The sequence below is a fragment of the Methanosarcina sp. 1.H.T.1A.1 genome, from assembly GCF_000979295.1.
Classification (GTDB): domain Archaea; phylum Halobacteriota; class Methanosarcinia; order Methanosarcinales; family Methanosarcinaceae; genus Methanosarcina.
In genome coordinates this window covers 1-22,589 of record NZ_JJQY01000145.1, presented here as the reverse complement: position 1 = coordinate 22,589, position 22,589 = coordinate 1, and the positions used below count along the sequence as shown (strand labels likewise).

Genomic DNA, 22,589 nt, shown 5'->3' with positions numbered 1-22,589 from the left:
AATTTCCGTTTTGCCCTTATTTTTTCTTGTAAATTTTTAGGTATGTTTGGTCTGTTTTTCTTTCTTTTATTTCTTCTTTCTTTTCATCTTTGTCTGATTTTTTTGTTGAGAAGTTAATCTCAACATTCCGCCTGTTCATAGAGGGTTTGCAGCTTTTACTATCCTGATTTACTATTCCTGATACAACTATTATTCCTGATACAACTTGCAGCTTTTATTATCCTGATTACTATTTCTGATACAATTGTTAACTCAATTCTGGCCTTACATGTTCGGTACTGAAACTTTCATCTTCAGGTTCATTCCCGGTATATCCCCTAACTGTCCGGAAATGTCGGTGTTTCTGAAGCTTTCAAACTGTTCATAGTACTGAGCGCGTTCAACCAGTCCTCTGAATATCTCTTCCATTGTATTCACCTCTATTCCCAAAAACTACTTCAGTATTTATTAAGCTCCGCCAAGCAGGGTGAAAGTATTTTTTGATGGAGTCCAGGAGATGGAGTTTTCAAAATCTATATGGTTACCAGGCCTGAAAATATCTCCAACGGGGGGTCAGAAAGAGCCTCCTGATAAATTCCCCGGAGAATAAGGGTACCTCAAAAAAGAGTTTAAAATAAAAAAAGTTTAAAATAAAAGAGTTTAAAATAAATGAGTTTAAAATAAAAGAGTTTAAAATAAAAAACTAGAGGGAAACTGGTTTACTGTTCTTTTGCAAGAGCTGCAAGCTGCTCTCCAAGTTTTCTGCATTTCTCCAGTTCTTTTTCATATGGCCTGTACCTTACCTGCAGTCCGGGTTCCAGTACCTCTATTCCTGCATTTTTTAATTCCTGTTCTATTGTTTTTACTGCTCCTCCTCCCCAGCCGTATGACCCGAAAGCCACAGCTTTTTTCTTCTGGGGGCGCAGGCCTTTTATGTATACCAGGAAGTCTCCGACTGTTGGAAATATTCCGTTATTAAGGGTCGGTGAGCCCACTGCAAAGGCAGCTGCATCGAGCATCTCTTCCATTATATGGCTCCGGGTGTTTTTCCGGAGATTAAGAAGTTTGACCTCAACTCCCGCTTCCCGGACAGTTTCTGCAATCTCGTTTGCCATTATTTCCGTGCTGCCCCACATAGTGTCGTATATGACAAGCACTTTTTCCTTTACTTCCCCATTAGCCCATGCCCTGTATGCCTCAAGGATTTTTTTGAGGTCCTGTTTCCATATGATTCCATGGGAAGGGGCTATCTGCAGAGGCTCTATTCCCATGTTTTCCAGTATTCCCAGAAAGCGAAGAAGCGGCATGTGAAATGGCATCAGTATGTTTGCATAATACTCGGCAGCTTCCGGGATAACATCCCCTACTTCGAAATCATACCTCTTTGAGGTGGCTATATGCTGTCCGAAACCGTCATTTGAGAAGAGGATCCTGTCTTCTTTCAGGAAAGTTTCCATGCTGTCAGGCCAGTGCAGCATTGTGGCTTCCAGGAACATGAGGGTCTTGCCTCCAAGGTCCAGCTGGTCGCCGGTCTGCACAACCTCAAGGTCCCAGTTCTCGCTGCCCGAGTCTCTGAAGTAGCCGTTAAGGATGTCGACGCCCCTTCTTGTAATGAGGATCTTTGCATCGGTTTGTTTTTTGAGCTCTGCCAGGGAACCTGCGTGGTCAAGTTCCATATGGTTTACTACAATGTAGTCAAGCTTTGAAGGGTCGATTATCCGGGTAATACGCCTGAGCATTTCCCCTGCAAAGGGAGCCTTTACGGTATCGATAAGGGCGGTCTTTTCCCCAACAACAAGGTAGGAATTGTAGGTTGTCCCACCAGGGGTGGTAAACCCGTGAAAGTCTCTGCCGTTCCAGTCGATTGCTCCTACCCAGTAAACTCCCCTGGCAAGTTCGACGGCTCCGTCAGTTTTTTCGATTTCCATATCCTCACAGCCCTCTCAGTTTTTTTCAGGTCTGCATCCGGAACTGAGTTACATTTTCAAGATAGCTGTCAATAATCTCGTAGTGGCCTCTTTCGTACCTTGACAGCATCTCAAAGAATTTTTTCTGAGTCTCGTCTTCGATTCTTTTTGCCATTTCCGAATAAAAATCCTCACTCTTTCTCTCATGTCTCATGGCTGCAAGAAGAATGCCTGTATCTCCAGGGGTGATCTCGCCCACTTTTGTTCGGCTGACATCGAATTCAGGGCTGAAAGACTGCCCACTTGGGACTTCCGTGCTGATTGCGGGCAGTTCTTTTTTATCACGGTACCCTTCGAGGTAGCCAATATGCTTTACTTCCTCGCCTGCAAGGTGTTCATAGAGTTCCTTGAATTTCGGGTTGTCCATTAAGGTAGCCTTCTGCAGATAGAAGTCCCTTGCTTCAATTTCTCTCTCGATTGCCAGAGCTATGGCTTCTTCAATCCCTTTAAGATTTCTTACTTCCTCTACTGTATCCTGATATGAACTCTTCATACCTTTTACCCCCCTTAGAACCTGATTTTCAGGTTTCCCCTAATTTAAAGTGTTTAATCTCCAATTTCTTTCCTTGCTTTGTGTTTCTTTTGTTCTTTCACTTTCAAGATTATATCTTCAGAAGGCCGTTCAAGCCCAAATAAATCATAAATCTCATATGGACTGGCAAGTACGGTTATATTTTCCATCTGCGCAAGTTTTTCCGAGTTTGTAACATCTACTTCGCGCATACTTAGCTCAAATGCTCTCCCGCTGGGTGCAGCAGTTTTTACAGTTCCCCTTTTCTGGTCCACAGGCAGGATGAAAATAGGCGTTTTTCCTTTTGCGGTCTGAGAAACCGCATTTGTAACAAGGGTATCTGCAATCCCGTACACGATTTTTGCCACTGTATTGGCAGTTGCCGGGGCTATGAGCAGGAAATCATAATGTCCCATCTGCAGTGGGCCTGCAATGAATGGGGAGTTGGGGCCTGCATCTACTTTGAAGTTAGGAAAATCGTTCTGGATTTTGTCCCACAGGTGATACCATTTCATCACGGTTTCGCCCTCTTTGGACAGGAAAACCATTGTTTCAACGCCTGTCTGGTTCTTAATGTCCACCAGAATACTATAGGTCTCAATCATCTGGTCTCCGGAACCTGTAATTCCCCATGCTATGCGTTTAATTTTCTTGCTTAGCGGTTCTACCAAAATAACACCCTCCTTAAGGTTTCAATCTAATCTCTGCATTCCCTCATTATTCTAATTGATTTGATTTCTTAAACTATTATTCCCCTGAAACTTCCGATCTTTCTTAATTTATCTATCTCCCTGAGTTCTGTCTATTAGCCTGATTTACTGTTTGTCCTTAAGCCCAACTCTGGTTTTAAGTGACCAGTTATGTCTCATCTGCCTGAGAGGTGCAGCTTATCCTGAGTTTTCAGTCCTGCGATGGCTTTTTACCTTCTTCTCCAGGGTTTTCGGGTGCCGGGGTTTCAGACTCTTCTACGGAAGCTGCTGTCTTTACGAGTCGGGCTGTCTGGATGAGCCTCTTAAGGGTTTTTTTAAGGCTCCGCATACCTTCCGAATCTTCTGAAACCCCTTCTGCTCCCTTATCCTTTGACCAGAAGGTCCCTCCCAGGTTTGCTCCAAAGGAACCCCCTCCAACAGGGATCATTTCATTAATTACATAAAAGTTAAGAATAGTCTGGATAGCAGGCTCCTGCCCGCCTATCCTGTCCCCTCCGTCCGCTATTCCCATTCCGACCTTATTTAAAAAGACCTTTGGGTCTCTGGCGACGACAGCTCTGCAGCGGTCCATAATCGTTTTTGTCTGGGCGCTTACGGTTCCCTGATAGACAGGAGTGCCTATAATCCAGGCATCTGCCCAGATCATTTTGTCGTACAGCTCAGCCGCAATATCGTCTTTATGGACGCAGCCTTCCTTTTTCTTAACACAAAAATCACAATGGATGCAGAAGTTTAACTTTTTCCCTTTGGAGGAGAAATAGTCAGTCTCTGCACCGTATTTCTCTTTTGTAATCCTCAGGGCTTCCTGAACCAGAAAATCAGTCGCCATATTCCTGGGACTTCCCGATATTCCCAGAATCCTTATTGGTTTGGTTTCGGTTTCTTGCATGTCCCCTCGCCTGTATTTCTTATAAAAGCTAAGTATCTAAAATAAAAGCTAATATCAAAAGTTAAGCATCTGCTCAAATATGTCTATATGATAGTATGTCTTCAGGGCAATAATCTTATGCCTGAATGCTTTTAGCCCTAATTTTTAACGTTTGTCTTCTTTTTGTCTTTCTTTTTATCTCTTAAGCCTTCTGAAGGCGCTACCCAGAATGAGTGCAATTCCCGTTCCGATCATTCCGAAGCCTGGAGTTGAAGACTTTTCCTCGTCGGGGTACGCTGCCATCTCAATCACAGGCACTGAATAGGCTCCTTCACCGAAAAGCTCGTCAATATGCTCCTGAGCAGCCGATCTGTAGTGAAGAACCGCTTTTGTGTTGATAGGATTGGAGGCATTTTCAGGCATTATGAATGAATGCTTTTCAACTACAGATTCTTTCGGGCTTATTCTGTTATCGGAAAGGATACTTTCTGCTTCCCATACTTTTACTGTGGGGTTTCCTTCAGAGTCCGCAAAAACCGTGTGATAGACCGTTGCTCGAGGGTCAATTATCCCCTTTTCGTCAAGTTTCCCTGAGTGATATATTTCCTTTCCTTCACCGTCCAGTGCAATAAGCTCAAGCCAGATTTCCCGCTCTTCAGTAACCCCGGTTGGAATTTTGTGTCCTGCCCCTGTATTTGTAATTTCTACCTTCATTTCCACATTTTCTCCCGGTTCTGCCGAATCAGGAGCTGTTACCTCAAGCTCTGCAGCGTGTTGAAGATACTCAATAGCCCTTTTTTCGTGCCTTCCTTCCCCCATAATGCCTGTTACGAAAGCGTTTGCGCCCACAAAGTTATGGGTATACACATGTTCCCTCTCCGGGCCTGTTGAGGCAGCTTTTCCAGGGTTTTCTTCGAAGCCGACGATTCCGGGGGTCATATGGCAGGCCTGACAGGTCACTCCTTCTTCAGCATATGGGCTTTCCTCCCATTCTGTATAAGTGGCGGCAAGAGTCAAATTATTTACCGGATGGTAGATATTGTGGCACATGCCGCAGTATCCGGACTCGTTATAAAACTCGTGCGCTTCGATCTCATGGGAAGGAGACTCTGCATCGGCCCTGTTTCCCCATTTTACATCTCCGGGCTCAAGGACATAGGGAGCGTTTCCTATCCCCTCGCTTTCGGCAACTGAGTGGCAGAAATCACACTGTACTCCTTCTTTTGAAACCTCGCTCAGTTGAGAACCGTCGAGGGGAGGGATTTCAGCCGAAACCACTCCTATGGGCGTATGGCAGCGAGAGCAAAACTCAGGAGAAAGACCCTGGGCTTCTGCAGCTACACCGTATTCCTGAAGCATTGCCTGGTAAAAGAAGTCGCTGTCCGCATTCGAATGCATTGAGCCATCCCATTCTCCAAAGCTGCTCCCGTGGCAGTTGGAACAGATTCCGGATTTCGAAAATTGGTCCGATGTAAAGTTTCCAGGTCCGCCTGGTTCTGCAGCTCCGGTAGATGCACATACAAGTCCTGCAAAAAAAATAGTAGTAATTAGAATTAGAAGTTCCGTGCTTTTCACTGACGTTCCCCCCAGACTATGTCCTCAGGTTTTCAGGTTTTCCAGGTGCACGTTTGCTTTTTTCCCCGGAGATATTCTTTAGACTTACTGATAATAGTTCACTCTTCACATGCTATAGTTAGTCGAATTTTAAGGAACAGTGAGTTAGTGGTGCGAATATAATCCGTTACTTGCAGAGAAGTGCGCCACCACTACTTTAACTGCAACTTTGATTTAAAAAAATATAATTTTGGAATGTAGTTTTTTATTTATTTTAAATGTGGCTTTCACATTTCTTTCAGCAGTTTAAGAGCATTCCTGCATGCAGCCACGGCAGGAGCACCTGAGGTGATGAAGATGACTTCCATCGTCTCCATAATCTCTTCTTTGGTAGCCCCGTTTTTGAGCGCACTTTTCATCTGGGATACTGTACAGGACTCACACTGCTTTGATGCCACAACTGCAAGGGCCATAAGGATCTTTACTTTGGCCGGGAGGGCTCCGTCTGTCAGAATTTTGTGGTCGCATCTTCTGTATTTGTGCAGGAATTCCGGATCAAGGTCCCCAAGTGTCTCCAGAATTTGAGGGGTGAACCCCATTTTTTCTCCCATACTCTCGAGTATCTCTTTGTGTTCTGTCATTCTTCTACTCCTCCGCTCCGTTATTATAGCTACCAATTAGTTACTTCTGATTACCAATTGGTTATTGATTTTGATTATATTGATTTTGATTATATTGGCATTCATGTTGATTATTACTTAATATTTATCAAATATATATATTCATGACCCTTAATTGCCATACCCGGGCTTTCCATGTCGCCTTATAAATGGTCTGCCAAATCGTCTTTTTAGACGCAGAACCCGTCTTCAAGAATGGAGCCGATGCATTCCTGACACATCATCCTTGGAAGGCCCTTCTTTAGCGTCTTGTGGGGCAGCGGGTATCCTCCTCCCTTCATGGGGAATTCTACCTGCTTGATGTGTTCCATGCAGAGGCCCTTTCCGCAGACGATGCAAACGCCTACTGCTTCACTATCCTTATTTTCTTCAATGCAATCGTAACATTTCAGCATTCTAGGCCACCTCAACAAACGTCATTAAACAGACAGTTTTCTTTCAGGGCTTCATGGCAGGGAATACAGACAATTCTTTTGATGTGTTCCCGGTCAGGCTTAAGTTCAACAGGATAGTCGCCTTCCCACGCAGGAGTTTCCTCGTGAATAAGGTGCTCTTTGCAAACCCCTCTCCCACATACAATACAAATCCCCACAGCATCCGTGTCTTTGCCCTCTCTGGCACATTCATAACACTTCATCACTTTCCCTCCGAATCAGGAAATCCTGTTTTTATTCGTATTTTATCCGAAAATTTTCAGGTCTTAGATCTCATAAACTTATCATATGAGAAAATTTCTGACTCTTTTATTATTCTTCTATGAGGGTCATGTCTTCTCCGCAGCAAACAAGCGTTCCGCCTCCGACTTCTGTTACGATTACTTCATTGCCGCAGATCTCACATCGGTACTTTTCTCCTTTTCTGGATACAGCCATAGCTAATTCACCTCCTGTTTTTAGTTTAAAATTATCAAAACTTTTAAGCGGGCTTTCCCCATGCCCTGTAATTCCCGGTACTCACTCCGGATTTTATCAACACTCCTATATATTAACCATTCTTTGTATATAATTGTAAGGATTTTTAAAAACGTAACATAAATTTTTCCCTTCTATCCAAATCGGTTTTATTTTTTTCATACATCTTTATCCCGGGCTTTAAGGTGTTTTCTTCTCCTCTTTTCGTTAACTGTAAACCCAATATTTGTCACTTGCTAACCAGGGTAAACTCTGCAAATTTCGGCACCCCACATTTTTATAATATAAACCTTTTCCTAGTTCCAGAAGAAAAACTTCCTTTAAAATAAGCTAATTATTCTTTTTCCTGCACCTTATCAGTACCGTTTGAAATATGGCTTGAAAATGTCCTGTTCTGGAAAAGGTTTATAAGGTTTGATTATTTCATTTTGAATGAATCAGGTCTTAAACCGGTCTTGAACAGGTCTTGAATAGGTTTTGAACAGGTCTTGAACAGGTCTTGAACAGGTCTTCAATTTAAAGAACTGTTTTAAAAATTGTTTTATCAAGTTTTTTATATACATCTCATTTAATACAGTTAATTATATATAGATTCTTAAATACTGTTATGTGAATTATAGTTAAAGGTTGTAGTTATCATCAATTATAATTGATGATAATTATAATTTGTAACATATTTATATATGGGGCGAATAACAGACCCATCTAGCCATTAAGCAGTAGTTAAAAGGAGTTATCAAAGATGAAGTTCGGAATAGAATTTGTACCGGCCGATCCTGCTTTAAAGATCGCATATTACGCAAAGCTTTCAGAACAGCAGGGATTCGACTACGTCTGGATCACTGACCACTACAACAACCGTGACGTATATTCCACTCTTACCGTTCTCGCTCTTAACACCAATAGCATCAAGATCGGCTCCGGTGTTACAAACTCCTATACCAGGAACCCTGCAATTACAGCATCCAGCATTGCTTCAATTGCTGAAATCTCAGGCGGTAGGGCAGTCCTCGGTCTCGGACCCGGAGACAAAGCAACTTTCGATGCCATGGGCATTGCATGGGAAAAGCCTCTTGCAACCACCAAAGAATCAATTCAGGCTATCAGAGGTTTCCTTTCAGGCCAGAAAGTCTCCATGGACGGCGAAATGGTCAAGTTCGGAGGCGCAAAACTTGCTTTCAAAGTTGGAAACGTCCCTATCTATATGGGTGCCCAGGGCCCCAAGATGCTCGAACTTGCCGGTGAAATTGCAGACGGTGTCCTGATCAACGCTTCTCACCCGAAGGACTTTGAGGTCGCTGTGGAACAGATCCGCAAGGGTGCCGCAAAAGCCGGCCGTGATCCAAGTGAAGTCGATGTTACCGCATACGCCTGTTTCTCCATTGACAAAGACCCTGCAAAAGCAATTAATGCTGCAAAGGTAGTTGTCGCCTTTATCGTTGCAGGCTCCCCTGACCTTGTCCTTGAGCGCCACAGCATCCCGGTCGAAGCCAAGAAGCAGATCGGTGAAGCTATTGCCAAGGGAGACTTCGGTTCCCTCATGGGCGGACTTGTTACCCCCCAGATGATCGAAGCCTTTGCAATCTGCGGAACTCCAGAGGACTGCATGAAGAGGATTAAGGACCTTGAGGCAATCGGAGTAACCCAGATTGTCGCCGGATCCCCTATCGGTCCTGACAAAGAAAAAGCAATAAAGCTTATAGGCAAAGAGATCATTGCAAAGATGTAATTTTTATTACATCTTGCATAACCATTTTTTATTTATTTCGTTATATTTTTAAAAACATCTTGCCGATAAGGCAAGTTTATCAAGGCATTGGAGGTAACTGATTGCCACCAAAGATTGCAGAAGTCATCGAACATGACGTATGCGCAGCCTGTGGGGCATGCGAGGCCGTATGTCCTATCGGAGCTGTTACCGTAAAGAAGGCGGCAGAAATTCGAGATCCGAACGATCTGAGCCTGTATGAGAAAGGGGCCGGATACCAGGTTTGTGAAGGTTGCTTAACCTGTAGCCGGATCTGTCCAGTAGTGGACGGCTTCATCGAGAACGAGCTTACAAATGTGCGCAAGTTCTTTGGTGCAAAGTCAAAGGACAATGCCGGCAGCCAGGACGGAGGAGTAGCCAGCGGTATCCTTAAATCTCTCTTCAAGCAGGGTAAAATCGACTGCGCAGTTGGGATTACCAGAAATGAAAACTGGGAACCTGAAGTGGTCCTGCTGACAAGCGAGAAAGATGTGGAACGGACGAGAGGAACAAAATACACCTCAGACCCCGTACTCGCAGCGCTCAGAGAAGCCTTCGAAAAGTACGACCGGATTGCAGTTGTTGGAGTGCCCTGCCAGGCCCATGCAGCACGGCTGATCCGGGAAAATGTAAACGAAAAGATCGTGCTCATTGTCGGACTGCTCTGTATGGAAAGTTTCCATCATGATGTCATGCTTGAGAAGATCATTCCTGAAATCCTTAAGGTAAAGGTCGAAGACATCCGGAAGATGGAGTTTACCAAGGGTAAGTTCTGGGTCTACACCGATGATGGCGAGGTTCACTCCGTGCCTATCAAGGAAGTGGCCAAGTTTGCCCGAAACCCCTGCCACCACTGCTGTGATTATACCTCGGTCTTTGCCGATATCTCAGTAGGTTCTGTCGGGGCTCCTGACGGGTGGAACTCGGTCTTTATCAGAACCGATATCGGTGAGAAGTACTTCGATATGGTTCGCGATGATATGGAGATCATGGAAGACCCCAAACCGGGCCTCGAACTTGTCGGAAAGCTTATTGATATGAAGCGTAAGGGCAATGCCGGGCACTTCCTCGAAGTCTGCGAGAAGTTCAGCTTTGAGACTGGAATCCACAACGAAACGATCTGAAGTCTAAAATTAAATTCAATAAGAGAAAACCAGTACAAATTCGAGGTTGGACCCGAATGACACGAGCTTTCTATATAGGACGTTTTCAGCCGTATCATTTCGGGCACCATGCCGTAATTACGCGGATTGCAGAAGAGGTGGATGAACTGGTTATAGGCATCGGAAGTGCCCAGAAAAGCCATGAAGCCACCGACCCGTTTACTGCAGGGGAAAGGGTACTGATGCTCTATAATGCGCTTGAGCACCTCCCTATCCGTCATTACGTCCTACCCATCGAAGATGTCAGGTATAACTCTATCTGGGTCCACCACGTCGCATCCAGAACCCCTCGTTTTGACGTGGTGTACTCGAACAATCCTCTCGTCATCCAGCTCTTCCGGGAAGCCGGGTTCTGCGTTAAGGAGTCCCCTCTCTATATCAGGGAAAGGTACTCTGGAACTGAAATCAGGAGGCGGATGACTGCGGGAGAAAAGTGGGAGCACCTTGTCCCGAAACCTGTTGTAGAAACAATCAAAGATATCGATGGAGTAACCCGTCTCAGGAATGTTTCTGCAAGCGATAACAACTTTTCTCTATAATGTTTTTTCTTACTTTTCTCTATAATGTTTTTTCTTATAGTGCTTTCTTTCATAATGGTTTGTTATAATTTTGTCATTTAATGGTTCTTTTGAGCCCTCTAAACACCAGCATATTCTTAATTTTATTTTATTAATAACATTTAAAAGTTAATGGCCGCACATATCACAATATTTTTTCTCTAATCGAAAAATTTTTATAAAAGATGGAACTATCTACATTCAGCATACTCTCTAATATTATTCAATATATGTTCGATTATTTATTTGCCTTTTGAGGATGATGTGTTCTAAATTTTAACCTGTATTTTACGTATTGGTTTTATTTGTAATTGAGCATAATCTCGAAAATGCACTAGGTGATTCTACTATATTGAAAAATATCTCAGTATGCCTAAATTCTAAACTATATAATTATATTAAAACCGTTTGTTGCAAAAACACACCTAAAAATCGCTTAATCATAGTAACATATTTTACTCTTTAAATTCCTGTTTTTAATCTGGAAGAGTATGTTTTATTAAACAGTAAAAACCGGATTAGAAACCAAACATCTTTAAAATATTTATGATTAAGTGACTATTATGGAGGATGTAATAATGCTAAAATTTGCGTTTGATAAATGGATGAAGGTACTGTGTATTTTCACATTAGTCTTTTTTGTCCTGTCAGTGACAGGAGCAGCATGCAGTAGTAGCAGCAGTACAAGTAAATATAAAACAGATGCAATATCTGATACATACAAAGTACCTGCCAGCCAGACATCCAAGACATTTAACGTACTGGCTAATGACAAAGGATCCGGCCTCAAAGTTGTAACTACCGGGTACATCACTACGGCAAAAGGCGGCAAAGTGCTGATGAAAAGCAATGGTGCATTTAGCTATGTAAAGCCAGTTGCCTGTTCTAAAAAAAGTGATAGTTTCACATACAGGGCAGTAAACAGGTACGGAGCTTATGACACTGCAAAGGTAACACTGAATTTTAAGTGCAGCACCAGTTGCTCTAGCTGTACCAAGACCTCTACATGTTCCAAGACCTCTACATGTACAAAGTGCTCTTGCAAATAAACATTTAAGGGAACATTGAAGTGTTAATTTTCCGGGGATTTAATCCCCGTTTCCCTTGCTCTTTCCTTACACAATCAAGGAACAAGGTCAATCCAGTCAATGGACCCGGGTTTATACTCCGGCATTTCTTTTTCGTTTCCACTTAAGATGTTGTCTATGATTTTTTCGAGATCCTGCTCTACTTCTTCAACACTCTTTCCTGTAGTATTAACCTCATAAACAATATCACACCACTCAAAAGCTTCAACCAGGATAACATCGAGAGCTTCAGCCTCAGTGTTCTCCCTGATTTTCTCTTCCGAGTAGCCGCGTGTCTCCAGTCTGGTTTTCAGTTCCGGCGGGTATGCCCGGAGGACGATAATAGTATCAGCAATATAGTGGGCAAGGTGGCTTTCAAGAATTACTACTTCGTTTGCGGATCCTTTTTCCATTTCATTAATAAGCTCAGGAAGACGGCTTTGGACAAGCTCCATATCCGCTACTACGGCATCCCTTTTTTCATCAACTTCGGTGTAGAGGTGTTCTTGTTTGATAAGGTCGTTAAGGTGAATTACCTTCCACTGCCTTCTTTTTTCTAGAAGCTTGCTTACCGAGGTTTTCCCCGTACCCGGCGTACCTGTGAGTCCTATGAGCATGGAGAGGGAGATAAGGGTTTATCGCAGTTATACTTAATGCCGGTGATTGGCTGGGCTGCTGATTGTGAGACGGCGAATTAAGAAATTTTTCGGATTTCTTTCATTCCCGCCTTTTCAGCACCGTGACGATCCCCAGGTATCCGTCCACTGCGAGGTAGTCTCCGTTTTTTATGAGCTCTGTTGCATCCGGGACGCCGGTAACGCAGGGAATCCCATATTCTCGTGCAATGATTGCCCCATGGATCAGCATTCCTCCTCTGCGCTCCACAATTGCGGAACAAAGGGGCACGATAAAAGTCATATTAGGGTCTACGGCATCACAGACAAGGACTTCCCCTGCTTTCAGGTTGAAAAGGTCGGTCTCTTTCAGGATAACTTTTGCAAATCCTTCGGCTACTCCTCGCCCGGAAGGGTTTCCCAGGAGCTGCCTTGGCTTTACCTTTTCCCTGAGGATTTTCGACTTTAGCGGCGGTTTTTTCCATTTGGGGCTATAAGATGGGTCTCGAAGAGTTTTTGTTAGCTCTGCTGTGAGTTCCGGGGCGTAAAAAGCCTGAGCTTCTTCCGGAAGCCTGGCTTCTCTGGAAACTCTTTCAATTAGCCTTTTTCTGCCTTCGAAAAACGCCCTTTTGAGTTCAGCCTCTATTTTCCCGAGATAGATGTTGTCATCATCTCTGAGGCGGTAGCTCGCACGTCCAAGGTCAAGCAGTTCGGATGCACACTGCTTATTTTTGTCTTCGAAGCCGGATATAAATTTTTCTTTCAGGTACTGCATACGGTTACTGCTTATTTTTTCTGCAGGCATGGGGGCCGGGGGATGGAGGGCCATCTCAAGGAGCAGCCTGTAAAGGCCTTTTTTTGCCCCGGGACTTTCAGAATAGCTCCCTCCGTATCTGGATATAAAAGAGTCAAGTTCTTCTTTAAATTCAGTTAAGGCTTTTCCCTCAGCTTCAATTTCAGGTCTTCCTTCAAGCTCAGTTCTATTTGTGTCTGAATGTCGGGTATCTGTATCCGAAGGTCTTGTTTCCCCCGCAGGTACTATCTCGGGCTCAGGCCTGCTCTCTTTTTCCGGGGCAGTTTCCTCAGCTTCAATCTGCTCCTTTATCGACTGTATAAGCTCTGGACTCTTCCGGATTTTTCCGGAAATTTCCTCAAGTTTTCGGTTCCTTTCGAGGCTTAACATTTCAGTCCCGGAAAGGAGGTCTGCAAACTCATAGGGGTCTTCGGGGTTTATGGTTTCATTATAGACTTTTCCAAAAAGGCGGGCCCCGTGAGCAAAGGGTATGAACTCCTCCCAGTAAATGTCATACCACTTCCTGTAGATTTCAGCCCTTCTTTCTATTTCCCCCGCAAGAGCAGAATCTGACAGTCTTTCAATATTTTCTCTTTCCAGGTCCCTGGCTTCTGCCTGCATGGCCGGGATGTATTTTTCCTCTATGGCTTTCCTGAGCTCTTTGAGGTTCTCGAAACTTCTCCTGAGGCTCAGATACCAGCGCCGTTTTTCGTCCCTGTCTTCCCGCAGGATAGTGGTTATCGGCCTTGCCTGGAGAATATAAAGGGTTGAGTCCCTGAAGGTCCATTCTATGTCCTGGGGAACTCCGAACAGGTTTTCTGCTTTTCGGGCCAGTTCAAAGACTTCCAGGACCTCAGCAGGGGTAAGAGGAGGGGTTTTTTGAAAAGCTTCTGGCAGGGCTTTAAGTTCCGAACCTTCTCCTCCTGCAAACACCGCTTTTTCCCTTTCAGCCGGCATGTGAGTTTTTATGCTTCCAGTCTGCCTGGCAAGGTTCCAGCGGTCAGGCTCCACAGTGCCGTCAACAAGCCCCCTGTTAAGCCCGTACACAGCTTCGATAACGGCTTCGGATTCGTTATCCGGATTTTCCCCGAAAGCAACTCCAGATACTCTTCCCTCTATCATTTCCTGAACCAGCACAGCCATTGCACTGCTGAGAATATCAAGCCCCATTTCTTTTCGATATAGGAGAGCCGTATCCGACCAGAGGGAAGCCCATACAAGGCGGAGGTGCCGCAGGATAGCCCGGGCTCCACGGATATTGACATATGAGGCGTGCACACCTGCAAAAGAGGTATTTGCGCTGTCTTCTCCGGGGGCAGAAGATCTGACTGCAACTGCTTTATCTCCAAAATGACTGGCAAGCCCTTCTTCCAGTTCCTTTTCCATTTCCCCGGGAAAGGGAGTCAGAGTGAACATGTGCTTGATTTTTTCAGAAATATCCCAGAGTTCTTCCCAGCGCATCTCCTCAAAAGGCTTTCGGCTGAGTTCAAGGAGGATTCTGCCCCTGAGCCCTGTCCTGTCAACATATGTCTCGTAGGCTGCAGTGCAGATGCAAACACCTGCCGGGACGGTCAGTCCCTCCCGGGACAGGGTACCGAGGACAGAAGCTTTTCCTCCGCAGACTTTTCCGGTATTTTCCCGGATCTCTTCAATAGGTATGATCCACCTTCCCGTAATCAACCCCCTCTCCATTAAAAATATCAGACCTGAATAGAAAAATGTCTGATTAATGTCTGATTCTATCTCTAAATTTCTGATTATATCTCTAAATGTCTGATTAAATCAAAAAAGGTTTGATTATAAAGATCTCAAACCGAATTAATATATTAAACCGAAACTTCAACAACATGCTGGAAACGGGTCACAACAATGTATTTTTCTACCCGGATTTTCAGAAAAGCCGTTGTAGGCGAATGCAAAAAATCCATAAGGTAAGGATGCTTCATCAGATATATTTTTTCCATTATGCTGCGCTCAAAGTCCTCGACGGGCTCTACTTTTCCCAGCACTGTTACAGCCATTGCGTCCCGAAAATCTTCGATTGTGTTCTTCCTGTTGTCAATCAACAGGGAAATTGAAGGATTTGCTGACAAATTTGAGTATTTCCTGGTTGCTTTCGTGGTCGAAAACAGAATATACTTGAGCTTTTCATCCGAGGCAAACGCAACAAGGCTCACGTAAGGCGCTGTTCCGTTTTGAGTTGCCAGGACGGCAAGGGGCTGAGGTTCAAAAAATTCTTTCAGTTGTTCTAGCAGTTCTTTTTTTTCGAGCCCTATCTTCTTCTCTACAGGGGTTTCCCCTTCCTTTTCTTCCAGGTCCTGAGGAATTACGGATGCAATCTCATCTTTCATACTCACAACTCCCTCTTGTTTGCTATTTCCTGAATTTTCCTGAAACCTTCAAATCATTTGTCAAAACCATTCATTACAAAGCCTTTTTATTTTTTCAAAGTTCCGACAACAGGGTAATCCTTAAAAACTTCAGGGCCGTGGGGCGCTTCGTTGTCCATTGCTTCCGAGAGGTCCTGCCCTGAATCATGGAGCCCCTGGTGAGTGCCGTCTTCCCATAGATAACTGTTTGATACGTCGTATACCTGGCCGGCATAGGCGATGTAAACCTTGCCGTTCTTCCCGTTGTACTCTGAAATTTCTTCAAGTGTATACTCTTTCATTTTCGATTTTCCCCTTTCTTTTACTTTGCAGTACTGATCTGAGTTTTAATCTCATCCAATCTGAGTTTTAATCTCATCCTGAGGCATGTATCCAGCTGAGTGCGAACCTCAAACATTAAGCATCTTTAACATATCGTTGGTTTCAGTAGTAGGAAGCCGGCATTCATAGTTCTGGCAGACGTATGCAGTTGCCTTTCCCTCAATCGGGAGCTGTTCTTTTGTGTATTTTGCAAGGTCTGTAATTTCGGAATTTTCTCCTTCGGGCCTGAAAACCAGCACTTTATTAGGTATGAAGTAGCTCCAGAGCTCTTCAAGCATATTTACTGTATCTGGAGATTCGCGTTTTCCTGAAATAATTACTTCATATGAAGGTCCCAGTCTGAAATCAAGGGAAGACAGAAACTGAGTGTACCCCGAAGGCGCTTTCCGGATCAGCTTTGAAAATGAGCGTTCGAGCCTGTCAGCAGTTTCCTCGAGTTCAGGATCTGCAATTATCCTGGAGAGGCGCAGAAGGTTCAACATTTCAATTGAGTTCCCGGATGGTATTGCTGCATCTGTAAACTCCTTTTTTCTGAAGATAAGAGATTCACTATCGTTGGCTGTGAAATAGAGCCCCCCGTTGGCCGGGTCCCAGAAGTGTTCAAACAATTCACTGTTCAGGGAAATGGCTGCTTTGAGGTGCCGCAGCTGGAACCCTGCCTCATAAAGTTCCAGGAGACCATATGTCAGGAAGGTGTAGTCATCGGAAGTTCCGGAAATTCCTGCAACTCCATCCCTGTAACGGTGAAGTAGCCTGTTGTCGGGGCTGTAAAGGGTTTCCATAATAAAATCTGCGGCTTTTTCTGCGGCTTTCAGATATTTTTGTTCCCCAAAAACCTGGAAGCCTTTTGCAAAAGCTGCAATCATAAGCCCGTTCCAGTCGGTCAGGATCTTATCATCCATTGAAGGCCTTTTGCGCTCGTATCTGGCTGCAAGGAGTTTCTCTCTGGAACGTTTTATCCGTTTTTCAACCTCTTCGACGGGAATATTAATTTCGGCTGCAAGGGAACCCGGAGAGAGGGCCATGTAGAAGAGATTTGTTCCGGTTTTTCTGCCCCTTATCTCTTCTTCAAAGTTGCCTCCCTCCCTCAAATTGAACATTTTTATAATCAATTCGGAATCCTCAGGGCCAAGGACGCTCCGGACCTCTTCTATGGTCCACAGGTAGTACTTTCCTTCTTCCCCTTCAACATCGGCATCCTCCCCGCAGTAAAACCCGCCTTCCGGAGATGTCAGGTCCCTTAAAACGTAATCAAGGATTCCCTCTGCTGTTTCTTTATACAGGTTTTTCCCGGTAACCTGATAGGCTTCAGTGTATGCAGCTGCGGTAAGAGCCTGATCGTATAACATTTTTTCAAAGTGAGGCAGAACCCACATGTTGTCCGTGGAATAACGATGAAAACCCGAGCCCAGCTGGTCATAGATTCCTCCCCTGCGCATATTGTCCAGGGTATGTTCTACCATATGAAGGGCTTCAGGGTTTCCGCTGCGTTTCCAGTAGCGGAGCAAAAAGGAAAGTTTGTGCGGGGTCGGGAACTTTGGAGCCCCTTCAAAGCCTCCATACTCGATATCAAATGAATTCAGAAGTTCGTCATAAGCTTCTTCGATTACCTCTTCCCCAAGTCCGTCTCCTGCAGACTCTACAATCATGCTCTGGATGGTAGATGTAATCTTTTCAGCTGAATCAAGCACATCCTCATGTTGCTGGTTCCAGATTTCTTTTATCCTGGGCACCAGTTCCAGCATCCCTGTCTGGTTGAAGCGCGATTTTTTCGGAATATAGGTGCCTGCAAAAAATGGTTTTTTACCCGGAGTAATAATGATATTAAGAGGCCAGCCTCCTCTTCCAAGAATAATCTGGCAGACAGTCATATAGATATTGTCAATATCCGGTCGCTCTTCCCTGTCCACTTTTATGGAAACAAAAGCTTCGTTCATGAGTCTTGCAACTTCTTCATCCTCAAAAGACTCATGTGCCATCACATGGCACCAGTGGCAAGTGGAGTATCCAATTGAGAGAAAAACAGGCTTGTTTTCGTTTCTGGCTTTCTCAAAAGCTTCTTCCCCCCATGGATACCAGTCCACAGGATTATAGGCGTGCTGTAGAAGATAAGGGCTCTTTTCGTTAATCAGGCGGTTATGTTTTCTTTGTTCTTTTCCCAGTAAAATCCCCCCTGCGTTTCCTCACGTTTTCTGATCCCGCCAGGCAATCATGCCGCCTCTCAGGACCTTTACCTTTCCAAAACCATTTCGGGTAAGAATCTCCGCAGCTCTGACCGCACGCATGCCGGAACGGCATACAACTATTATCTCCCTGTCTCTTACATTTTTTAGCTCCGAAATCCTGTTTTCCAGGCTTCTAACAGGGATATTTACCGAGTTTTCCAGATACCTCAGTTTTCCGGAAAGTTCATTTTCGTCTCTGACATCAAGGATAAGAATAGGAGCTCCAGACTCCAGTTTCTTCTGCAGTTCAGAGGCTGAGATAGTTTCCTGATTCAGACTTTCTCCCTTCCCGGATGTAGCTTTTCCTTCATCTGAGCTGCCGGACTCTATAGCCTCTCTGGAAGCTTGAGAACTGCGGACGCCGGAGTCTCTTGATCTAAAAAGTTTTTTTACCCAGTTTGCAGGCCCTACTTCCAGTTCCTCAGCTATTTTAAAATCCCTTCCTTTTCTGTAAAGTCCGAATTGAAAATTCATAAACCCTCACAGGAAACCCCTGAATCTTTAGCTCAGGGGCGGTTGACTATAATATTTGCAGCCTTTGAGGAGGTCGGGTAGAAGCTCCTGAAAATACCTCTTGAGTAGCTGTATGCTGGTGCCGCAGTTCCTTCTCAGTCAGGGCCTGGTAGAAGCTCCTGAAATATCTCTTGAGTAGCTGTATGTGCCGCAGTCTGCATGAGTTTCAGCTTTCGCCTTTCCAGAAACTTTAAATAATCCTGAAAATAGCCCTGCGCCAGATAGGCAGATATATCATCAGGTTTTCTGATCATTAAAATACATGCCCAGCAGGAGTAAGGATTTAACTCTCTACAAGCGCCCATTATAACTCCCCGTATCTAAATCAGTAGCTACCAAATATTTGGTCCTTTACCGGATAACCTTACCGGATAGCTTTATCCCGTCAATAGATTTTTTTATTTTATCGGGTCTGCGATAAGTTCTCAGGGTCATCTGAGAGCCCCGGAAACTGAAAAATTAGGTATAGCCAAACTTTCCCCAATTTACATAGTCGTCACCGGAATATCAATATATCGGTACTTTTTGGGATTGTTTTTCCGGCAGGCTACCAGATCAGGAAGAAACTTTGAAAAAGCAGGGACATGAAATCTATGCAGTACAAAAAAAGTTTATTGTGATTATGGAACTTACAGGTTAACAGGGGACTAATTGTTCGTCTCATTTAAGCAGGATACCCCCTTCCTTTACTCCGAAGCAGCAGTGAGGGGTAATGACATCTATTCAGGTATCCTGTTTTCCACAGGCTTTTAATATCTCAGGATACTCCCTGTTTTTTTACTGGCAGAAGCTTTCCGAGTTCTTCGTTTTTTTCCCCGCATTTTCCTCCTCTAAGGAAATTTATAATTTTTGAGACACGATATGAGTGTTCCCGCTTTTTTTCGTCTTTTCGGGCCTGATACACTCTGATTGAACGAAGAAGGTCGATTTTTCGGAATTCTGGCCAGAAAGGTGCGCAGAAGTAAGTTGCGCACTCGCTGCCATTAGCCTGCCATGGCAGGAAGTTGGAAACCCTCTCATCTCCTCCTGTACGGACGATCAGGTCCACATTCGGGACGGACACACCCGGAGCAGGGTAGAGGTGTTTTGAGATCAGGTTTTCATCAACATCTTCAAGAGATAGTTTTCCACTGGACACGCAGGCTGCAATATCCCGGACTGCCTGCATTATGTCCTGCCTGCCCCCGTAAGCAATAGCCACGTTCAGGTTAAACATTCTATGGTTCTCTGTGGCTTTCTCAATCTTTTCAATGGATTCATTCAGAAAAGCCGGCAGTTTTGACCTGTCTCCTATAATCCGGACCTGCATCTCTTTTTCATGAGTCCTCGGGTCAGAATAAAGCTTAAGGAATTTTTCGTTGATAAGGTTGAAGAGGCCGTCAACTTCTTCTTCAGAACGCTGAAAATTTTCCGTAGAAAGGGCATAAAGTGTAAGCTGTTTTACTCCGATCTCATAACACCACTCAATAACCTGTTCAGTGACTTCTGCCCCCATGGCGTGCCCGAAACTTCGAGCTTTTCCCAACTGCCCTGCATATCTGCGGTTTCCATCCATAATTACGGCTATGTGGGCGGGGATTTCAGAACTCAAAATCTCTTTTTCAAGCATCTGCTCATACTTTTGGTAGAACACACTGAAAGTCCGGTTTTTCATGAAGCGAAGCCCTGCCCGGAAGGCTCCTGTATTCCACGGTACCATTTTCAGGCTAATTATCTGTTTTCCTCCTGGCAGTATAATAGGTAACAGGAATATTAATATACATTTTTTGTGGTATGGAATTCAATATTTCTCATAAAATCCAAACGTTAATTTTTCTTTTTCCTTAAAGGTTTTACTGTATATATTTATTCAGGATCATTTCAATTCTTATGTCCGTCATCCTGGAGTTTACTAAATAGAGATCATATCGTTCTATTATATGCTCCTGTTCTATTTTATACTATTATATGTACGTGTGGATGGAAAAGCTATATGATTATTTATAGGAATCTCAACTAGGTATAACAACTAACGATTTTTAATTTTTATTAAATTAATTAAGTTAACCATCCGGTATTTAATAGAGCCAGGACTAGGGCATCAACTCCCAGTAGGGGTTAAAGTTATATACTGATTTTAACGGAAAAACTATTTTCGACATGCCTGTTTTTTATCCCCCTAAAAGAGGAGTTTTTTTATAGAGCTCTTAAACCTGCAGTTCACTATGTTTCATCTGGTGCATCAACACAGTAAAACAGGGGACTTGAAAAATTCATATCATATAAAAAACAGGATTTTTAGCACTAAAAACGGCTCAGTAGTTCTCAAGAACAGAGCCGACAATGTTCTTGTAACTCTCTTTCAGGGAATAGACGTTATGGTCCCCGGTGACATTTATGCTCAGGATTCCAAGCCTGGTATTCATAAGCCCGACCATGGCTGACACTCCCCGGTAACTTACCTCGAATTTTCCTTTATCAAGGTAGTCATAAACTTCACCGGTGGTGAACTTGTCTCCGGTCAGGAAGAGATTGAGCACAACCTTGCGTATCCCGTTTTCATCCCTGCCGAGATACTTTATCAATCTCGCTCTTACCCTTTCTTCCGCAGTCTGCAGTTTCGGACACCTCAGTTTTAATGATAATTTGAATTATATTCTTTTATTTGAGTTATATTCTTTTATTTGAGTTATATTCTTTTAATACTGTATTCTTCCCGGTCTGATTGTTATTTCCAAACAGATGCGACCCTTAAGTAGGGGCGCTAAGAATCGAATACCCTATATCCTTATCGTTTATATATTTTAGGATTACTTTTTTTTAAATATTTATACTGAAGTATATTATGGATATACAGATATGTTATGCAGATCCACCGATCAATTCAGAAAAGGATGAAACCTCATAATTTCTATCTCTCGAACCTTCAGCCTCACACAACAGGAATGCGGTGAACGTTAACTGTCAGTTACTAACTGTCAGTTACTATACCTGAGATGGTGCTCTTCTTGAAGATCCATTAGATCCATTTGTATTGCAGAATAACATCTTATGTATAAGTAGTTTACAGTAGAAATTGGTGGAAACAATTTTGAACTAATGCTGCCAGTTCAGCCTGCAAGCAGAAAGACGACAGGGGATAATTAGAAAAGGGATGATTAAAAGTATAAATCACGGATTAAGTTGCTTTGTTAAAATTACCTGAATAAGTAACCTGAATCTGATTTGGTCCTATTTGTCTGGAGTTGTCCAGGGTTCTTTGAAAGATTATGGATAGTCATAAAAAAGAAAGTAAGCTGCCGCAGTAAACAGGATTATATATCAACGCTATCTGGCACACACAGCCCTGAAATTTATTCAGAAGCAGCTCATTAGTCATTTTCCTGTCTTCCAGTTTGCGGCAAGGCAGAACACCCTTTTCAATTTCTATTCTTTGTGCTTTTACTCAGTTGATTTTCCAGTACATAGAGAATATGGAGACGCAAAGGCCGAACAGAAGAGTGCTCAGTATTGAGAGAATCTGATTGACTCTGCCACTCTCTCCGTTTTCTTCAGATTTACTCTCTTTTGGCTGTGCAGAAGCTTTCACAAATTCCTGCATGGTTTTTGTGGATAGACCTGTGTTGTCATCCAGAATCTGATCAGAGCTGGCTTCAGCCTGTATGAATGCCCTCGTTATCATTGACTTTCCACTGCCTGAACTTCTCTCCTCATTCTGTACATCGTTATCTTTGTCAGATTCCTTTTCGTCATCTCCCACGTCATCTTCTTTGTCAGATTCCTTTTCGTCATCTCCCGCGTCATCTTCTTCGTCACATTCATCTTCTTCGTCTACGTCATCTTCTTCGTCACATTCATCTTCTTCGTCACATTCATCTTCTTCGTCACATTCATCTTCTTCGTCACATTCATCTTCTTCGTCTACATCATCACAGTTGTTGTCTTTATCTGATCCGTTGTCCTTTTCCTTATCTGATCCGTTGTCCTTTTCCTTATCCTGTCTCTTATACACATCTGACGCTGCCGACGAATAGAGAGGG

Annotated in this window: 25 protein-coding genes; 4 read left to right on the top strand and 21 right to left on the bottom strand. The window is 43.7% G+C overall.

What is annotated here, in order from left to right; all coding sequences use genetic code 11:
- Positions 1-16: 16 nt before the first annotated feature.
- The 11 genes from EO95_RS18530 to EO95_RS14335 form a co-directional block, all read right to left on the bottom strand.
- Complete coding sequence (locus EO95_RS18530) at positions 17-139, bottom strand: hypothetical protein (RefSeq protein ID WP_268767914.1); 123 nt, start codon at positions 137-139, stop codon at positions 17-19.
- Between the two features lie 125 nt (positions 140-264).
- Positions 265-408 (bottom strand): hypothetical protein, encoded by a 144-nt coding sequence (locus EO95_RS17735; RefSeq protein WP_156161186.1) that lies wholly within the window; start codon positions 406-408, stop codon positions 265-267.
- A 290-nt stretch (positions 409-698) separates the two neighbouring features.
- Positions 699-1,907, bottom strand: a complete 1,209-nt coding sequence (locus tag EO95_RS14375; RefSeq protein ID WP_048135763.1) for an FprA family A-type flavoprotein — start codon at positions 1,905-1,907, stop codon at positions 699-701.
- Between the two features lie 25 nt (positions 1,908-1,932).
- Positions 1,933-2,439: a ferritin family protein gene (locus EO95_RS14370; protein WP_048135761.1), complete on the bottom strand. Its 507-nt coding sequence runs from the start codon at positions 2,437-2,439 to the stop codon at positions 1,933-1,935.
- Between the two features lie 53 nt (positions 2,440-2,492).
- Positions 2,493-3,128, bottom strand: a complete 636-nt coding sequence (gene afpA / locus EO95_RS14365; protein WP_048135759.1) for an archaeoflavoprotein AfpA — start codon at positions 3,126-3,128, stop codon at positions 2,493-2,495.
- A 229-nt stretch (positions 3,129-3,357) separates the two neighbouring features.
- Positions 3,358-4,056, bottom strand: coding sequence for a flavodoxin family protein (locus EO95_RS14360; protein WP_048135756.1), 699 nt, complete (start codon positions 4,054-4,056; stop codon positions 3,358-3,360).
- A 174-nt stretch (positions 4,057-4,230) separates the two neighbouring features.
- Complete coding sequence (locus tag EO95_RS14355) at positions 4,231-5,610, bottom strand: multiheme c-type cytochrome (RefSeq protein ID WP_048135754.1); 1,380 nt, start codon at positions 5,608-5,610, stop codon at positions 4,231-4,233.
- Between the two features lie 266 nt (positions 5,611-5,876).
- Positions 5,877-6,230, bottom strand: coding sequence for a carboxymuconolactone decarboxylase family protein (locus tag EO95_RS14350; protein ID WP_048135753.1), 354 nt, complete (start codon positions 6,228-6,230; stop codon positions 5,877-5,879).
- A 209-nt stretch (positions 6,231-6,439) separates the two neighbouring features.
- Complete coding sequence (locus tag EO95_RS14345) at positions 6,440-6,664, bottom strand: DUF2180 family protein (protein WP_048135751.1); 225 nt, start codon at positions 6,662-6,664, stop codon at positions 6,440-6,442.
- A gap of 11 nt (positions 6,665-6,675) precedes the next feature.
- Positions 6,676-6,906 carry a DUF2180 family protein gene (locus EO95_RS14340; protein ID WP_048135749.1) on the bottom strand — a complete coding sequence of 77 codons (231 nt, stop codon included), beginning with the start codon at positions 6,904-6,906 and terminating at the stop codon, positions 6,676-6,678.
- A 109-nt stretch (positions 6,907-7,015) separates the two neighbouring features.
- Complete coding sequence (locus EO95_RS14335; RefSeq protein ID WP_048135747.1) at positions 7,016-7,141, bottom strand: desulfoferrodoxin FeS4 iron-binding domain-containing protein; 126 nt, start codon at positions 7,139-7,141, stop codon at positions 7,016-7,018.
- A gap of 781 nt (positions 7,142-7,922) precedes the next feature.
- Between EO95_RS14335 and mer the strand changes: the two genes are divergently transcribed.
- The 4 genes from mer (at position 7,923) to EO95_RS14315 (ending at position 11,696) form a co-directional block, all read left to right on the top strand.
- Positions 7,923-8,909 (top strand): 5,10-methylenetetrahydromethanopterin reductase, encoded by a 987-nt coding sequence (mer, locus tag EO95_RS14330; RefSeq protein ID WP_048135745.1) that lies wholly within the window; start codon positions 7,923-7,925, stop codon positions 8,907-8,909.
- A 101-nt stretch (positions 8,910-9,010) separates the two neighbouring features.
- Complete coding sequence (fpoF, locus tag EO95_RS14325; protein ID WP_048135743.1) at positions 9,011-10,051, top strand: F420H2 dehydrogenase subunit FpoF; 1,041 nt, start codon at positions 9,011-9,013, stop codon at positions 10,049-10,051.
- Between the two features lie 56 nt (positions 10,052-10,107).
- Positions 10,108-10,629: a nicotinamide-nucleotide adenylyltransferase gene (locus tag EO95_RS14320; RefSeq protein ID WP_048135740.1), complete on the top strand. Its 522-nt coding sequence runs from the start codon at positions 10,108-10,110 to the stop codon at positions 10,627-10,629.
- 596 nt (positions 10,630-11,225) lie between these two features.
- Positions 11,226-11,696: an Ig-like domain-containing protein gene (locus tag EO95_RS14315; RefSeq protein WP_048135738.1), complete on the top strand. Its 471-nt coding sequence runs from the start codon at positions 11,226-11,228 to the stop codon at positions 11,694-11,696.
- Between the two features lie 74 nt (positions 11,697-11,770).
- Here the strand turns inward: EO95_RS14315 and EO95_RS14310 are convergent, their stop codons facing one another.
- The 10 genes from EO95_RS14310 to EO95_RS17730 form a co-directional block, all read right to left on the bottom strand.
- Entirely contained in the window at positions 11,771-12,331 is a 561-nt protein-coding gene (locus EO95_RS14310) for an adenylate kinase family protein (protein ID WP_048135736.1), read from the bottom strand.
- Positions 12,332-12,431: 100 nt separating this feature from the next.
- Entirely contained in the window at positions 12,432-14,813 is a 2,382-nt protein-coding gene (locus tag EO95_RS14305; RefSeq protein WP_082106068.1) for a PEP/pyruvate-binding domain-containing protein, read from the bottom strand.
- Between the two features lie 134 nt (positions 14,814-14,947).
- The gene (locus EO95_RS14300) at positions 14,948-15,472 is read right to left on the bottom strand and encodes a pyridoxamine 5'-phosphate oxidase family protein (protein ID WP_235283039.1); all 525 of its coding nucleotides are present in this window, start codon (positions 15,470-15,472) and stop codon (positions 14,948-14,950) included.
- 86 nt (positions 15,473-15,558) lie between these two features.
- Positions 15,559-15,792 carry a cytochrome b5 domain-containing protein gene (locus tag EO95_RS14295; RefSeq protein WP_048135733.1) on the bottom strand — a complete coding sequence of 78 codons (234 nt, stop codon included), beginning with the start codon at positions 15,790-15,792 and terminating at the stop codon, positions 15,559-15,561.
- A gap of 108 nt (positions 15,793-15,900) precedes the next feature.
- Entirely contained in the window at positions 15,901-17,961 is a 2,061-nt protein-coding gene (locus EO95_RS14290; RefSeq protein ID WP_327037170.1) for a thioredoxin domain-containing protein, read from the bottom strand.
- A gap of 54 nt (positions 17,962-18,015) precedes the next feature.
- Positions 18,016-18,531, bottom strand: coding sequence for a rhodanese-like domain-containing protein (locus EO95_RS16835; RefSeq protein ID WP_052733600.1), 516 nt, complete (start codon positions 18,529-18,531; stop codon positions 18,016-18,018).
- A 134-nt stretch (positions 18,532-18,665) separates the two neighbouring features.
- Entirely contained in the window at positions 18,666-18,875 is a 210-nt protein-coding gene (locus EO95_RS14280; RefSeq protein ID WP_048135729.1) for a hypothetical protein, read from the bottom strand.
- 452 nt (positions 18,876-19,327) lie between these two features.
- Positions 19,328-20,224 (bottom strand): polyprenyl diphosphate synthase, encoded by an 897-nt coding sequence (gene uppS / locus EO95_RS14275; protein WP_200895055.1) that lies wholly within the window; start codon positions 20,222-20,224, stop codon positions 19,328-19,330.
- Positions 20,225-20,864: 640 nt separating this feature from the next.
- A complete protein-coding gene (locus EO95_RS14270; RefSeq protein ID WP_048135725.1) occupies positions 20,865-21,134 on the bottom strand; it encodes a DUF2551 domain-containing protein in 270 nt (89 codons plus the stop codon).
- Positions 21,135-21,994: 860 nt separating this feature from the next.
- Positions 21,995-22,589 (bottom strand): hypothetical protein (locus tag EO95_RS17730; RefSeq protein WP_235283038.1); only part of this gene is annotated, 595 nt, incomplete at its 5' end.

What these genes read in the sequence shown, in the direction of transcription:
- EO95_RS18530 (WP_268767914.1), bottom strand. Translation starts at nt 139, where the DNA reads ATGAACAGGCGGAATGTTGAGATTAACTTCTCAACAAAAAAATCAGAC.
- EO95_RS17735 (WP_156161186.1), bottom strand. Translation starts at nt 408, where the DNA reads ATGGAAGAGATATTCAGAGGACTGGTTGAACGCGCTCAGTACTATGAA.
- EO95_RS14375 (WP_048135763.1), bottom strand. Translation starts at nt 1,907, where the DNA reads ATGGAAATCGAAAAAACTGACGGAGCCGTCGAACTTGCCAGGGGAGTT.
- EO95_RS14370 (WP_048135761.1), bottom strand. Translation starts at nt 2,439, where the DNA reads ATGAAGAGTTCATATCAGGATACAGTAGAGGAAGTAAGAAATCTTAAA.
- EO95_RS14360 (WP_048135756.1), bottom strand. Translation starts at nt 4,056, where the DNA reads ATGCAAGAAACCGAAACCAAACCAATAAGGATTCTGGGAATATCGGGA.
- EO95_RS14350 (WP_048135753.1), bottom strand. Translation starts at nt 6,230, where the DNA reads ATGACAGAACACAAAGAGATACTCGAGAGTATGGGAGAAAAAATGGGG.
- EO95_RS14345 (WP_048135751.1), bottom strand. Translation starts at nt 6,664, where the DNA reads ATGCTGAAATGTTACGATTGCATTGAAGAAAATAAGGATAGTGAAGCA.
- EO95_RS14340 (WP_048135749.1), bottom strand. Translation starts at nt 6,906, where the DNA reads ATGAAGTGTTATGAATGTGCCAGAGAGGGCAAAGACACGGATGCTGTG.
- EO95_RS14335 (WP_048135747.1), bottom strand. Translation starts at nt 7,141, where the DNA reads ATGGCTGTATCCAGAAAAGGAGAAAAGTACCGATGTGAGATCTGCGGC.
- mer (WP_048135745.1), top strand. Translation starts at nt 7,923, where the DNA reads ATGAAGTTCGGAATAGAATTTGTACCGGCCGATCCTGCTTTAAAGATC.
- EO95_RS14320 (WP_048135740.1), top strand. Translation starts at nt 10,108, where the DNA reads ATGACACGAGCTTTCTATATAGGACGTTTTCAGCCGTATCATTTCGGG.
- EO95_RS14315 (WP_048135738.1), top strand. Translation starts at nt 11,226, where the DNA reads ATGCTAAAATTTGCGTTTGATAAATGGATGAAGGTACTGTGTATTTTC.
- EO95_RS14310 (WP_048135736.1), bottom strand. Translation starts at nt 12,331, where the DNA reads ATGCTCATAGGACTCACAGGTACGCCGGGTACGGGGAAAACCTCGGTA.
- EO95_RS14305 (WP_082106068.1), bottom strand. Translation starts at nt 14,813, where the DNA reads ATGGAGAGGGGGTTGATTACGGGAAGGTGGATCATACCTATTGAAGAG.
- EO95_RS14300 (WP_235283039.1), bottom strand. Translation starts at nt 15,472, where the DNA reads ATGAAAGATGAGATTGCATCCGTAATTCCTCAGGACCTGGAAGAAAAG.
- EO95_RS14295 (WP_048135733.1), bottom strand. Translation starts at nt 15,792, where the DNA reads ATGAAAGAGTATACACTTGAAGAAATTTCAGAGTACAACGGGAAGAAC.
- EO95_RS16835 (WP_052733600.1), bottom strand. Translation starts at nt 18,531, where the DNA reads ATGAATTTTCAATTCGGACTTTACAGAAAAGGAAGGGATTTTAAAATA.
- EO95_RS14280 (WP_048135729.1), bottom strand. Translation starts at nt 18,875, where the DNA reads ATGGGCGCTTGTAGAGAGTTAAATCCTTACTCCTGCTGGGCATGTATT.
- uppS (WP_200895055.1), bottom strand. Translation starts at nt 20,224, where the DNA reads ATGAAAAACCGGACTTTCAGTGTGTTCTACCAAAAGTATGAGCAGATG.